This is a genomic window from Bifidobacterium sp. UTCIF-1, assembly GCF_006408915.1.
In the GTDB taxonomy this organism is placed as follows: Bacteria; Actinomycetota; Actinomycetes; order Actinomycetales; family Bifidobacteriaceae; genus Bifidobacterium; species Bifidobacterium reuteri.
Genome location: NZ_JFAG01000001.1, coordinates 183,509 through 196,909 on the forward strand (window position 1 = coordinate 183,509; position 13,401 = coordinate 196,909).

At 60.0% G+C, this 13,401-nt stretch carries 7 protein-coding genes and 1 pseudogene; 3 read left to right on the forward strand and 5 right to left on the reverse strand.

Features of this window, described 5'->3' with window-relative positions; translation table 11 throughout:
- Positions 1-89: 89 nt before the first annotated feature.
- On the forward strand, positions 90-1,541 hold the full coding sequence (locus tag BW09_RS00735; RefSeq protein WP_044088656.1) for a DUF349 domain-containing protein: 1,452 nt from the start codon (positions 90-92) through the stop codon (positions 1,539-1,541).
- A 162-nt stretch (positions 1,542-1,703) separates the two neighbouring features.
- Here BW09_RS00735 and BW09_RS00740 read toward each other — a convergent pair whose 3' ends face one another.
- A complete protein-coding gene (locus BW09_RS00740; protein ID WP_140462538.1) occupies positions 1,704-3,545 on the reverse strand; it encodes a bifunctional UDP-sugar hydrolase/5'-nucleotidase in 1,842 nt (613 codons plus the stop codon).
- Positions 3,546-3,657: 112 nt separating this feature from the next.
- On the opposite strand from BW09_RS00740, the gene BW09_RS00745 reads away from it, so the two are divergent.
- The gene (locus tag BW09_RS00745) at positions 3,658-5,346 is read left to right on the forward strand and encodes an acetolactate synthase large subunit (RefSeq protein WP_181161699.1); all 1,689 of its coding nucleotides are present in this window, start codon (positions 3,658-3,660) and stop codon (positions 5,344-5,346) included.
- A gap of 116 nt (positions 5,347-5,462) precedes the next feature.
- On the opposite strand, the gene BW09_RS00750 is transcribed toward BW09_RS00745, so the two are convergent.
- A complete protein-coding gene (locus BW09_RS00750; protein WP_140462540.1) occupies positions 5,463-8,099 on the reverse strand; it encodes an ATP-dependent Clp protease ATP-binding subunit in 2,637 nt (878 codons plus the stop codon).
- 153 nt (positions 8,100-8,252) lie between these two features.
- Between BW09_RS00750 and BW09_RS00755 the strand changes: the two genes are divergently transcribed.
- Positions 8,253-9,218 (forward strand): universal stress protein, encoded by a 966-nt coding sequence (locus tag BW09_RS00755; RefSeq protein ID WP_044088659.1) that lies wholly within the window; start codon positions 8,253-8,255, stop codon positions 9,216-9,218.
- Between the two features lie 923 nt (positions 9,219-10,141).
- Here BW09_RS00755 and BW09_RS00760 read toward each other — a convergent pair.
- The 3 genes and pseudogenes from BW09_RS00760 to BW09_RS00770 all read right to left on the reverse strand — a co-directional run.
- Positions 10,142-10,940 (reverse strand): annotated as a pseudogene (locus BW09_RS00760) (DUF3027 domain-containing protein); the annotation flags it as partial.
- A gap of 7 nt (positions 10,941-10,947) precedes the next feature.
- Positions 10,948-11,337 carry a cold shock domain-containing protein gene (locus tag BW09_RS00765; protein ID WP_044088660.1) on the reverse strand — a complete coding sequence of 130 codons (390 nt, stop codon included), beginning with the start codon at positions 11,335-11,337 and terminating at the stop codon, positions 10,948-10,950.
- A 90-nt stretch (positions 11,338-11,427) separates the two neighbouring features.
- Positions 11,428-13,401: a HAMP domain-containing sensor histidine kinase gene (locus BW09_RS00770; RefSeq protein ID WP_181161698.1), complete on the reverse strand. Its 1,974-nt coding sequence runs from the start codon at positions 13,399-13,401 to the stop codon at positions 11,428-11,430.

Consider the following 13,401-nt stretch of genomic DNA (forward strand, 5'->3'; position numbering starts at 1 on the left):
TAATAGGTGAGGGTTGCGTCAACGCCATGCCAATTGTCGGCATCCGAGGCGCTTCCACCCACTCACACTACGCTTGTAAGGAGCTGGCCATGGCCGACGAGACTGTCACCGAAACCGAAAACACCGCTGCAACCGAAGAGCAGGCAACGACACCCGCACCCGCGGTCAGCGAGGCCAAACCGACTCCGACCCCTGCCTCAATGCCGAAGCCGCATGCCCCCTCCCCCGCCGCCTTCGCCAAGAAGACGCCGGCCAAGCAGCACACCGCAGCTCCGACCACCACCTCCACCGCCTACACTGACGCAGATGTCAAGGCCTCCGAGGCATTCGGACGCGTGGACGACAATGGTGCCGTATTCGTCAAGGAAGGCGAGGGCGAACGTGAAGTCGGCCAGTTCCCTGACGTTTCCAAGGAAGAGGCTCTGGCGCTGTACGCCCGTCGCTTCCTGGATCTCAAGGCCAAGCTTGACCTGTTCGCCGGCCGTCTGTCTTCCGCCAACATCAAGGCCCGTGAAATCGACGAATCGCTCAAGCTGCTGGGCGAGGAGACGAACGAGCCCGCGGTCGTAGGCGATATCGCCGCGCTGAAGGCGCAGTTCGAGGAACTGAAGGCCGCCGGTGAGGCCAAGAAGACCGAATTGGCCGAAGCCCGCAAAGCCGCCATCGCCAAGGCCGTTGCCGAGCGTACCGCCATTGTGGAGAAGGCCGAAGCGCTGGCCGCATCCTTGGGTGACAACACCAACTGGCGTTCCACCGCCGATAAGTTCCGTACCCTGTTCGACGAATGGCAGAACCACCAGCGCACCACCACCCGAATCGACAAGCCCGAGGCCGAAGCGCTGTGGAAGCGCTTCTCCGCCGCCCGCACCACCTTCAACCAGGCCCGTCGCAAGTGGGCTCAGGCTCGCGACAACGAACGCAACCATGCAAAAGAGGTCAAGGAAGCGATCATCGCCGAGGCCAACGAGCTCAAGGATTCCACTGCATGGGGAGAGACCTCCCGCAAGTTCAACGATCTGATGGACCGCTGGAAGAAGGCCGGTCGTGCCGGCCGCACCGAGGACGATGAGCTGTGGACCAAGTTCCGCGAGGCCGCTGACACCTTCTTCAACGCCCGCCAGGCCGACCGCGACCAGATGAACACCGCGGAGAAGGAGAATCTGGCCAAGAAGGAGGAGCTGCTGGTCAAGGCCGAGGCCTTGGTGCCGGTGAAGACCGACGACGAAGCCAAGAAGGCCCGTCAGGAACTCGCCAAGATCCAAGAGGAATGGGATCAGATCGGCTACGTGCCTCGTGAGGACATGCGCCGCATCGAGAACCGTCTGGATGCCGTGGACAAGCAGATCAAGTCCGTCGAGGACGCCGCGTGGAAGCAGTCCGATCCTGAGGCCGATGCGCGAAAGTCCAGCTTCGAGGAGCAACTGAACGCCCAGCTTGCAGAGCTCGACGCCAAGATCGCCGCTGAAACGGATGAGAAGAAGAAGGCCAAGCTCGAAGCCGAGAAGGCCACCAAGGAGCAGTGGCTGAACGCCATCAAGTAAGATTGCAGCAGGGTCTTGACTGCATATCCGCGTCAAGACCCTGCTGGTATGAGTGAAGCCCGGTACGTAAGTAAGTGCCGGGCTTCACTCGTCATAGGGGCCGATACTCTGGCAATCGTCGCAAGGCAGACCACCGGAGAGCCGAAAGCAGACGGCTTGCGCTCAGGCCTGGGTACCTGTCACAGGGACTTCTGGCCGTACCAGAGGATGAGCGGCAAGATACTCGATAAGCGGCTGGCTGTATGGCATGTCGAGTTCGCCGTAGTTGCTGCCTGCGCGGAATGCTGAGAAGGAGTCTCCGCCTTGCAGGAGATATGAGTTGGATGCGATGATCACCAGATCATCATCTGAAATCGAAGTACCGTCGATCGTCAGGTCCACGATGCGAACCGGGGCTTTCTCAAACGCTTCCTCGGCCTTTGACACGGCATCGTCATGCTGTGTCCCGTCAGCTTCCGAACCTGCACCGGAGTCCTTAGACGAGTCCGTGTCCTGTTCACAGACCGCAGGCTGTGCACCGTTCTCCTCACCGCATACCACATAGTGATATGCCACATTGGAGGAAATGCCCAGCGGCCGGCGTTCTATCCGCCCGTCTTTGCTGCCGAACTGTTGGGCAAGCACCGCTTTGAGCATACGGCCGGTCAGCGTCTCATGGGCGGCTTTGAATTGCAGCGCCAGAAGACTGTCCACCTCTCGCACCGTCACCGAACCGTCCCTATTCAGGTCGAGCCGATCCGTGCGAAGGCTGCCGTCATTGGAGAAACCGACCACCGGCAGTCTGTTGCCAGCATAGACATGCCTCATGATGGACGCTCTATTGGCGTCCGCCACCAGCATGCCCACGGAACCCTCACGTCCCGGCGACGTCCTTTTGTCGAAATTCTTGCCCTTGGCAAGAGACCCCACGGTCTCTTCGCCGACGGTATCCGCATGAGCCTGCGCGGCGGCATAGGTGCGCTCCGCACGGGCCACCATGCCGTTGGCGTCCGCGCCTGCCGACATCCACGCCGCCTGTCGCACCGAATGACCATTCAGGCCATCTATGGCGAGTACGCCTTGCACATTGGTCTGGCCGGTTCCATTGCCGAGATCCACGTCGGCCACACGAACCGTGGCACGACTGCCATGCCCCGTGATGATGAGATCCTGCACGGCCATGTCCTGACCATAGCTTCCGGCTTCATACACTGGTGCCCCGCCATCGGTGATCATCTGCTTGACGGCATGGGAGTGGCCGGCATACACCAGATCGACATCGCGGCCAATCTCTTTGGCGGCGGAAGCATCCGCATGCAGCAACGCCACCACGGCATCCACTTTGCCGGAACGCTTCAAATCACCGGCAACACGGTTGATGGCGTCCACGGCCCGCTCGCTCAAATCGGCGTCACGGGTGATCTGCGGTGTCGCGACCGAGCCGAGCGCATCGGTGAGCGCCCCCACGAACCCGATACGCTTGCCGTTGACCGTGCGAATCGTGTAATCCTTGACTCTGCTGAGCTTGCCATCCGCCGCTTTGTTGGCTGCCGAAACGTTGGCGCACAGCCAGTCGATGCCATTGGCGGGATCCGCGATGCGATTGTTGAAATCGGCTACCGAACGGTCGAATTCATGATTGCCCACGGCGGAAATCGTCAGCCCCCATTCGCGAGCCATGTCCAGAGTGGGGCGATCTTTGGCCACGGCTGATTCGTATGGCGAACCACCCACCAGATCACCCGCTGACACTGCAACCATATTGCCCGCATTGTGCCCATTCGCCAGCGTGAAAGCAGTGGCTACGTCGGCACCTCGTTCGATATGGCCATGGAAGTCGGTAATATCCGCGACGGTAACCGTGCGTGTGCCGGCAGCAGGATCGTCGCCGGAAAAAGGAACGGCTCCCGAGGCTCCCGCCATTGCGTTGGGAACCACGAAAGCCGTAGCGATGCTGGCAATTACTGCGATAAGGCTGACGCCAAGCCACCTTTTTCCGCCGATCCACCTCTGTCGGCGATTCATACCTACCTTCACGGTCGACAATATATGTTTCCCGATTGAACGGGCGAACGCCCGGAATCAACGGACAGGTGAATTTTGATTGTCGTTTTGGCAGGCTGTTAGACTCCCAGATGTGAGCACTCCCAATCAGCATCCCAATCACATCCGTACCGTAGCCGATCTCTTCGTCGAATGTCTGGTCAACGAGGGCGTCGAGACCATGTACGGCATCCCCGGCGAGGAGAACATCCCGCTGATGGAAGCCCTTGCGCGCGACGGCCGTATCCGCTTCATCCTGACCCGTCATGAACAGGGTGCCGGGTTCATGGCCGCGACACAAGGCCGTCTGACCGGCAAACCAGGCGTGTGCCTGGCCACGCTCGGTCCGGGCGCATTGAACCTGACACTGCCGGTCGCACAGGCGAACAGCGCCAATACGCCGCTTGTAGCCATTTGCGCACAAGGCAACGTGACCCGTCTGTACAAGGAATCGCATCAGATCATCGATCTGGTCTCCGTGTTCCGCCCACTGACCCAGTGGACATCGATGATCGTGGAGCCTGCATCCGTACCGGAGATGGTGCGTAAGGCCTTCGCGATCACACAACGCAACCGTCCGGGTGCCACGTGCCTCATCCTGCCCGAGGATGTGGCCGAAATGCCGGCACCGGCAGGGGCTCGCCCTTTGCCGCTGCCGGAACGTATGCGTTTCGCCCCCACCTCGGACACCATCGAACGCGCAGTGAACATCATCCGCGCAGCAAGGCATCCCATCATCCTGGCGGGCAACGGCGTGGCCCGCGGTGATGCAGAGAACGAGCTGCTGGCATTGGCCGAGCAGCTCAACGTGCCGGTGGCCACCACGTTCGAAGGCAAGGGCGTGATCTCCGACCGTATCCCACTCGCGCTCGGCGTGGTGGGCTTCATGCGCCACGATTACGAGAACTTCGCGTTCGACGAGGCCGATCTCATCATCGCGGTGGGCTTCTCGATCCAGCAGTTCGACCCGAAGAAGATCAATCCGAACGACGACAAGACCATCATCCACATCAATACGTTCAGCGAGGACACCGATGCGCATTACTCGACTGCGCTCAATATCATGGGCGACATCAATGCCACGTTGCAATCGCTGATCGCCCAGCTCAACGCCGAGCATATTACGTTCGGCGTCTCGCATCCGAAAATCCACGAGCTGCTGACCCATGAATACGAGGCGTACACGCACGATGATTCGTTCCCGATGAAACCGCAGCGCATTGTGGCGGACACGCGACGCGCGATGGAGACGGATACGGACATCACATTAGTGGATACGGGCGCGCTGAAAATGTGGATGGCGCGCCTCTACCCCACCTATTATTCGAACACGTGCGTGATTGACAATTCCCTCTCCACCATGGCTTGGACGCTGCCCGGTGCAGTGGCCGCCTCGCTGGAGCATCCCGGACGCCCGGTGCTGGCGGTGATGGGAGACGGCTCATTCATGATGAATGTCCAGGAAATCGAAACGGCAGTGCGCGTGGGTGCCCGAATCGTGATTCTGGTATGGGTGGATGAAGCGTATGGCCTCATCAAATGGAAGATGGACCTGCACGACGGCTCGCACGAATACGTGGACTTCAACAATCCGGACGTGGTGGCACTCGGCATGAGCTTCGGTGCGAAGGGTCACTTCATCGAATCGGCAGATGAACTGTATCCGACTCTCCGGTCCGCGCTCCGTTCGGGATCGGGCATCGACATCATCGCCTGTCCCGTCGATTATTCCGAGAACATGAAGCTCATCGACAAGCTCGGCGAGGTAGATTTCAGCGGCTGAACGGCTGAATATGAACGAGCCCCGGTCCCATCATGGAATCGGGGCTCGTTCTGTCTTATGAGCCGTCAGGCTGTTGCTGGCTGTTGCTGACTATCGATGACTATCGCTCAGCGGACCTACTCAGCGGACTGCTGACCGGAGTTGTCACCGGAATCGGCGGCGGCATCCACCAGCGCAGGCTTGTCGCCTGCATCGCCGGAACCATTATCAGCCGAAGCGTCAGCCGGAGCGGCATCGTCGGCCGAGTCATTCGCGCCATCCGCAGCGACCGGCTCCTCGAACTGTTCGCCCTTGAAGGTGAACTCTCCAAGGATGCCCTCGCCTTCGGAATCGACCACAACGCGCTGGCCATCCTGCAAATCACCCATGAGGATCTTCTCGGAGATGGCATCCTCGATGTCACGCTGAATCACTCGACGCAACGGACGGGCACCCAGCAACGGGTCGAAGCCCTTCTGAGCGAGCAGATCCTTGGCGGCATCGGTCAGTTCAAGCGACATGTGACGATCGAACAGGCGGTCGTTGAGCTGCTTGACATCGAGGTCCACGATCTGACGCACCTGCGGCTCTGTAAGCTGCTTGAAGACGATGATGTCGTCCAGACGGTTCAGGAACTCAGGGCGGAACTGCTGCTTGAGTTCGGCGCTCACCTGCTCCTTCATGCGTTGGTAGCTCGACTCGGTGTTGGAACCGAGGTTGAAGCCGGTGTTCGCCATCTTCGCGATGTCACGCGTACCGAGGTTCGTGGTGAGGATGATGATGGTGTTCTTGAAGTCCACCTTGCGACCCTGGCCATCGGTCAGGTGACCGTCATCCAGCACCTGCAGCAGCGTGTTGAAGATGTCCGGGTGAGCCTTCTCGATCTCGTCGAAGAGCACCACGGAGAACGGCTTGCGGCGCACCTTCTCGGTGAGCTCGCCACCCTCTTCGTAGCCCACGTATCCCGGGGGCGCGCCGAACAGACGCGAGGCCGCGTACTTTTCGGAGAACTCGGACATATCCACACGGATCAGGGCGTCCTCATCGTCGAACAGGAATTCGGCGAGAGCCTTGGCCAGCTCGGTTTTGCCCACACCGGTCGGACCGGCGAAGATGAACGAACCGGCCGGACGCTTCGGATCCTTGAGGCCCACGCGCGTACGGCGGATGGAACGGGACAGTGCGGACACCGCTTCATCCTGACCGATGATGCGCTTGTGGAGCTCGGCCTCCATGTTGAGCAGCTTCTTGGACTCGGCCTGCGTGAGCTTGAACACCGGGATACCCGTGGTGGAACTGATCACCTCGGCAATCACGTCCTCATCCACGACCATCTTGACGTCGGACTCGCCTTCGCGCCAAGAGTCTTCCTTGGCTTTACGATCGGACTCCAGCTTCTCCTGCTGGTCGCGCAGCTCGGCGGCCTTCTCGAAGTCCTGTCCCTTGATGGCCTCATCCTTTTCGGCAGCCACCTTGGCGATCTTCGTGTCCAGCTCCTTGAGCTCGGGCGGTGCCGTCAGACGCTTGATGCGCAGACGCGCGCCAGCCTCATCGATCAGATCGATGGCCTTGTCCGGCAGGTGACGGTCCTGAATGTAACGCGCCGAAAGCTCGGCCGCAGACTGGAGCGCCCCATCCGTGATGGTCACATGATGGTGGTTCTCGTAGCGGGACCGAAGACCCTTGAGAATCTCGATGGTCTCGGCGATCGTCGGCTCATGCACTTGAATCGGCTGGAAACGACGTTCCAGAGCCGCATCCTTCTCGATGTACTTACGGTATTCGTCCGTAGTGGTGGCGCCGATGGTCTGCAGCTCGCCTCGAGCCAGCATCGGCTTGAGCATATCGGAGGCGCCCAGCGCACCATCAGCGGAGCCTGCACCGACAATGGTATGGATCTCGTCGATGAATAGCACGATGTCGCCGCGGGTCTTGATCTCCTTCAGGACCTTCTTCAGACGCTCCTCGAAATCACCACGGTAACGGGAACCGGCAACCATGGAACCAAGATCGAGCGAGTAGACCTGCTTGCCCTTGAGCGTCTCCGGCACATCACCGGCGTTGATCTTCTGGGCGAGGCCTTCCACAACGGCAGTCTTGCCCACACCCGGTTCGCCAATCAGCACCGGGTTGTTCTTGGTGCGACGGGAGAGCACCACCATGACGCGCTCAATCTCATTGGTACGCCCGATGACCGGATCCAACTTGCCTTCTGCGGCTTCCTGCGTAAGGTTGCGGCCGAACTGGTCGAGAATCGCGGAGCCCGACTTGTTCTGCTTGTCTGCCACACCGCCGGCATTGGCGAGATCACCCTTGCCGTCGCTCGACCCGTTGCCCGAATTGCCGCGAATCATATCGATGGTCGCGCTGCGCAGCTCACCCAGATCGACACCCATCTTGATCAGCACCTGGGTGCCCACGCCTTCGCCTTCACGGATCAGACCGAGCAGAATATGCTCGGTGCCGATATAGCTGTGCCCCAGCTGCAGGGCCTCGCGAAGCGAGAACTCCAGCACCTGCTTGGCGTGCGGAGTAAAGGGGATGTGCCCGTTCGGAGCAGCGTTGCCCTTGCCGATCATCTCTTCGACCTGTTTGCGGGTGGCGTCCAGCTCCACACCCTTCGAGGCAAGCGCCTTGGCGGCGACTCCCTCGCCTTCGCGGATCAGGCCGAGCAGCAGGTGTTCGGTGCCGATGTAGTTGTGCTGGAGAGACCTGGCCTCTTCCTGCGCCAACACGATCACGCGCCGTGCACGGTCGGTAAACCGTTCGAACATGCTTGTCCTTCCTCAATTGACATTCCGTCTTACTCTACCGATTCGCGGTGACGTTTATTCACATCATTCCGTGAATTGCGCCGTAAGCGGGAAAGAAAACGATATGCTGGACGTATCGGATTCGCCATCCATACTGATGCATAGGAGGTTGTGATGACTGAACTGAACGCCAAGGCTGACATTGTAGTTGGTGTTGATGGTTCCGACGAATCGTTCGCGGCATTGAAATGGGCCCTTGAAGAGGCCGCGCTGACCGGTCAGAACGTCAATGCGGTATTCGGCTGGACCCATTCCTGGGACATGGGGTCGGAGCCCGATAGCGACGAGGCTTGGGCCACCATCCGACATGACATAGCGAATGAACTGCGCGACTGGGTGGATCGAGCCGCCAAAGGCATTGACTTCGATCCCGCGAACCTCAAACTCACTTCCGTCAAGGCTTCGGGCACCGCTGCCCTGTTGCAGATCGGGCATAACGCCCAGCAGATCGTCGTGGGGCGGCGTTCACTGGGGCGCGTGGCGCGTTGGTTCCTCGGTTCGCTATCCGCCTCCTTGGCCGAAGAAGCGCAGGTTCCAGTGACCGTGGTGCGTATCAGCGGCAGCGAAGAGGAGACCGTGACCGACGCCATCGCCAATGCGCTCACCCCAAGTGACACGACGGTGCATTACGTGAATCCCGCGCCTGAAGCCAAGCCGGCCGGCCGGCCGGTGGTGGTTGGCGTCGATGGCTCAGAGACCTCTCGGCACGCCTTTGATTTCGCGTTGGAACAGGCCCGCATCCATGACAAGCCGCTGAACGTGATGTTCTGTTGGCAGTTACGCGACCTCGGGGTAATCCCGGGTTATGAGAACGCCGTTGCGCCGGTGGAGGTCGGACAGCAGCGCGCCGAAGCGATACTCTCGGATCTGATGGCCAAGGTATCCGTTCCCGAAGGCGTGAAAGTCGCCTTCGACGCTTTCCATATCCCGGCGTCCAAGGGACTGATCGCCGCTTCCCGGTATGCAAGTCATCTGGTGGTCGGGTCGCGAGGCCTGTCCGGTCTGGATGCGCACTTCCTCGGCTCGGTGTCCCGTCAGATCGTCAACTTCGCCGAATGCACGGTGACCGTCGTGCACTGAGATAATCGTTCCGTGGGGCGCTCCCGTCGCGAAGCGTCCTACGGATTCTTTTCCCCCTTCCACAGCACCCCATGGATTCTCCCCACACACAGCACCCCAAGGTATTTCTGGCGGAACTCTCCCTACAATGAAGCCAGGCATTCCCCACGTAGTATTCTGCGTCTATTGCTCGTTGTGCGAAGCGTCATCAGCACCATCCGGGGAGTCGATGTCCGTATCATCGGTGTCGACGACTTCCTCGGTCCTGCTCTGACGAAGCTGCTCGATCAGATCGATGACGGTTTCCAGTTCCGGCGACACATCTTCCGATACGGCGGAATCATCGTCAACCAAATCATCATCCATGTCGCCGTCATCATCGCCGTCATCCACGGTGGTGTTGGCAAGGATGTCCTCTTCGGTGGCCTCGTCATCCTCATCGTCATCCTCGTCATCGATATCGTCATCGTCGATATCGACGCCAACGGAATCCGCATGATCAAGAGCGTCGTCGTCCGGTTCGGACTCGTCGTCATCATCACGAATGGTGCCGTCTTCCCCGTCATCGGGATCCGATTCAGCCGACGTTTCGTCGGACAGCGAGCCGGGATCCGCATCACGGTATCCAGCCACCGCATCGGAGGCATCCGTCACCGAGATTGTCGCATCGTTCTCGGTGATATCGGTCGAGTCGGCAACGACGTCCTCAACATGGCTCGAATCACTGCCGTCCAGGCCGCCTTCCGACAATGCCGTCCCTTCTGGCGCGCCAGACACGTCAGTCGGCTGCGTGCCGGCGTGTCCGGCATCAACGGCATCAATAGCATCCGCAGTGGTATCGGAGGCCTCTCCCACCTCAGATACGGTCGTCGTCTCGTCCGTCGCTTCGGAAACCTCGGCAACCTTGACAGCTTCAGGCCCGCCAGCCTCAGCCTCAAATCCAGCCTCAGCCTCATCATCATCCAAGATAGGCGACTGCCTGCGCGTCTTGGCATGCGCCACGATATCGATATGCAGGTCATCCAAAGCAGGCTTGGACTGCACCCAGATGCGACTCGGCTCAGGGGGTTCGATTTCGGAATGCTCGCCACAGCCATGATCGAGCGAGACCACACGACCGTCATCCGGGCTCCACTTGTTGGCGCAGACGCCGAACATGCGGTTCAGCTCGCCCGTCAGCGGCACAAAGAACCCGCAATCCGAGCATAAATTGCCGTCCGCGGTCTTGGTGCTCAATGCCTTGGGACCTCGAGGTCCGTCATACCAACGCTTGGCCGCCTGTGCACGCCCCAGCGGGCTCAGCACATGACGCCGCGTGAGCCGAAAGGTCTCAGCGGCATCATTGACATCCTCGAGTGAGGATTCCTCGATTTCACCGGTTTCGATGCGTTCATCGTCGGGATCTGTGCCAATGGAGTCGGTCGGTGAAAGATCGGTGGGCTCCAGACGGTCCTTCCACGGAATCCACTTCGGCGGCAGCAGCGCGTCCTCAGTAGGAATCAGTGAGGATTCGTTGACCGTCCACGAGCCGAGTTCCGGGTCGTGATACAACGTCACCGACCACTGCCATCCCTCGTAACCGCGGATATGGGCAGCAAAACGGAAATCGGTGACGTAGTCCTCCATCTCGTTGGCGGTGACGAACTCGCCTACCTGTTCAGGTTCGTCCGCAACCTCGAACAGCACGGCCTGCGCTATGGCGCGAGGATCGGGCGTCACCGTGGTCTCATCAGTATCGGTCATGGATCAATCAATCCTGTACATCAAATTGATCCGCCACAGCACGCAGCAACGAAGCAAGCTTCTTGCTTTCGGCGGAAGACGGGTAGCGGTGTCGACGCAGTGTGTTGCCTGCGGAGTCAAGCATCTTGATGAGGTCCTCGCAAATGGCAGCCATGTCATCCGGCTTGGGACGGGTGGCCTTCACCAGGCTCGGTGCCGATGCGATCAGGCGTACATCCATGGCCTGCGGGCCACGACGTCCGTCCACCACGGAATACTCCACCTTGGCACCCTTGCGCAGCGTAGTGGCGCCAGAGGGCAGGGCCTGAGCCGGCAGGAACACGTCCTTGCCTTCCTCACTGGTGATGAAGCCATAACCCTTGGCTGCGTCAAACCAACGAACTCGACCGGTGGGCATTGCGAAACCTTCCTTAGTGCTTAGGGAGTAATGAACCGAAGGTATAGTGTACCTCACAGGCCTTGACCTGTGCCACCGGGCTGAGTCGTCTTACGCTTTACGCTCACCTGAGAACCACGAGGTCTTCGTTTTGGCGGGCTTGGTCTGCGTCTGATGTCCGGCCGGCGCGGAAGCCATCCGTTCGATGGGCAGGATGACGGTAAAAGTGAGGCCGCCTCCCTCCGTACCGGTGGCGCAAATGAATCCATGATGCGCTTTGACTACGGACTGTGCGATGGCCATGCCCAATCCGGTGCCGCCCTTCTGCCGTGCCCGCGAAGGATCGGCGGTGTAGAAACGCTCGAAAATCTTCGACCGAGATTCAGGCGGAACGCCGGGGCCATGGTCCACGAACTGCAACACGGCATACCGGTATCCGGTCTGCATCGAAGCGCCGACTTCGGCGGCATCGATGAAGCGCCGCATCGACGCCTCTGTGGTAGGCATCTGGGACAGCTGCCGGGGGTCGATGGCGGCGGGCATGGTGCCAATCGCCACTTCCGCCGGAGAATCGGCAGGGGTATACCGGTGGATGTTGCCCACGATATTGGTGACCACTTGGCGCAGGCGCGACGCGTCACCGGACAAGGTTACGGCTTCCCAGCCGCCATCCGCCAACTGCAACGATGCCGGATGGCTCATGTCCCGACCTGGAGCCAGCGCCAGACGATTGCGCATGACCGTGCGGTTCGGGTCAAGCGCATGCAGGTCATCCACGGCATCCGTGACCAGAGAGGCCAGGTTCACGCTGCCCGTCACATCAATGCCACGGCCTTCGTCCAGCCGAGCCAAGGACAGCAAATCCTCCACCAGCACGGTCATACGCTGGCTGGAACGTTCAATATGTTCGATCGATTCGTCGGCGCGCTCCAATGCACCGGGCATGTCACGCTGCATTTTGTACAGTTCCGCGTATCCGTGGATCGCTGCGAGCGGAGTGCGCAGCTCATGGCTGGCGTCGGAGACGAACCGCTTCATCTTCTCGGTGGTCTCTTCCTGCTCATGGAAGCTGACCTCTATTCGGGTGAGCATCGTGTTGAGCGAGGCGGCGAGCGACCCCACTTCGGTGTTCTCCGGAGCGGATGGGATACGCTGGCTCAAATCGCCTGCGGCGATCTTCGCCGCTGTTTTCTCCATACGCTTGAGCGGAGTCATTGTCTGCTGAATGATCAGCGTGGATAATGAGCCGCCCAACAGCAGTACCGCGATGCCCACGACCACGCAGTAGCGAGTCAGCGTATTGAGCGTATCGATCTGGTCGGACAGCGAAAGACCGATATACATCACTCCGCGTATCTTCTCGACTCCTTTGGAGTCTCGTTCGGTCCATTGCATCGGCAATACGCGCCATGGGGAATTCGCCGAAGCAAGCGTGGCATGGCTGACATTGTTGCGTGGATCAGTCAACACCGTAGTGACGCGGCTGGTGGATTGAGAGGAGTCGCTGCCATCCGTGCCGCCGCCTCCGGAGGCATCGCCCTGTGCGGGAGACTGTGCGGTGTCACTCTGCACCTGAACGATCTGCTTGGCGACTGCGGGGGCGGTGAACACCTGCCCGAGCGTGATACCCGAGGTATCACCGTCCGAAGGAAGCACCGGTATGGAGACCAGACCATCCTTCAGCTGTGGCAACAGCGGCGTCACTGTCAGCGGATTGCCGTCTGCATCCTTGGTGCCGTCCGTGTATTGGAGCTGAAGGAAATAGGAATTGGGGCTGGTCAACCCATTCGAATTATCGTCTTTGGCCAGAAGATCGATGTTATTGAACACCAGCTGGCTTTGCACACGAAGCTGCGTATCGACCTTCTCCATCATGTAGTTGCCCACCAGAGTGCGAATCGAGAAGGAAATCACTGTGACGCCCACAAGCAGCACCACGATGGTGCAGGCCACAAGTTTGCCGCTCAGTGAGACACGGTCAAGATGGCGCAGGAAAAAATTGCGCTTACGCTCGTGATGTTCCTTGAGATACTGGAGCCCCGGCACATTCACACGTGGACTGCTGTCTGTCGAGGTGTTTGCCAT

What these genes read in the sequence shown, in the direction of transcription:
- BW09_RS00735 (WP_044088656.1), top strand. Translation starts at nt 90, where the DNA reads ATGGCCGACGAGACTGTCACCGAAACCGAAAACACCGCTGCAACCGAA.
- BW09_RS00740 (WP_140462538.1), bottom strand. Translation starts at nt 3,545, where the DNA reads ATGAATCGCCGACAGAGGTGGATCGGCGGAAAAAGGTGGCTTGGCGTC.
- BW09_RS00750 (WP_140462540.1), bottom strand. Translation starts at nt 8,099, where the DNA reads ATGTTCGAACGGTTTACCGACCGTGCACGGCGCGTGATCGTGTTGGCG.
- BW09_RS00755 (WP_044088659.1), top strand. Translation starts at nt 8,253, where the DNA reads ATGACTGAACTGAACGCCAAGGCTGACATTGTAGTTGGTGTTGATGGT.
- BW09_RS00765 (WP_044088660.1), bottom strand. Translation starts at nt 11,337, where the DNA reads ATGCCCACCGGTCGAGTTCGTTGGTTTGACGCAGCCAAGGGTTATGGC.
- BW09_RS00770 (WP_181161698.1), bottom strand. Translation starts at nt 13,401, where the DNA reads ATGGCAAACACCTCGACAGACAGCAGTCCACGTGTGAATGTGCCGGGG.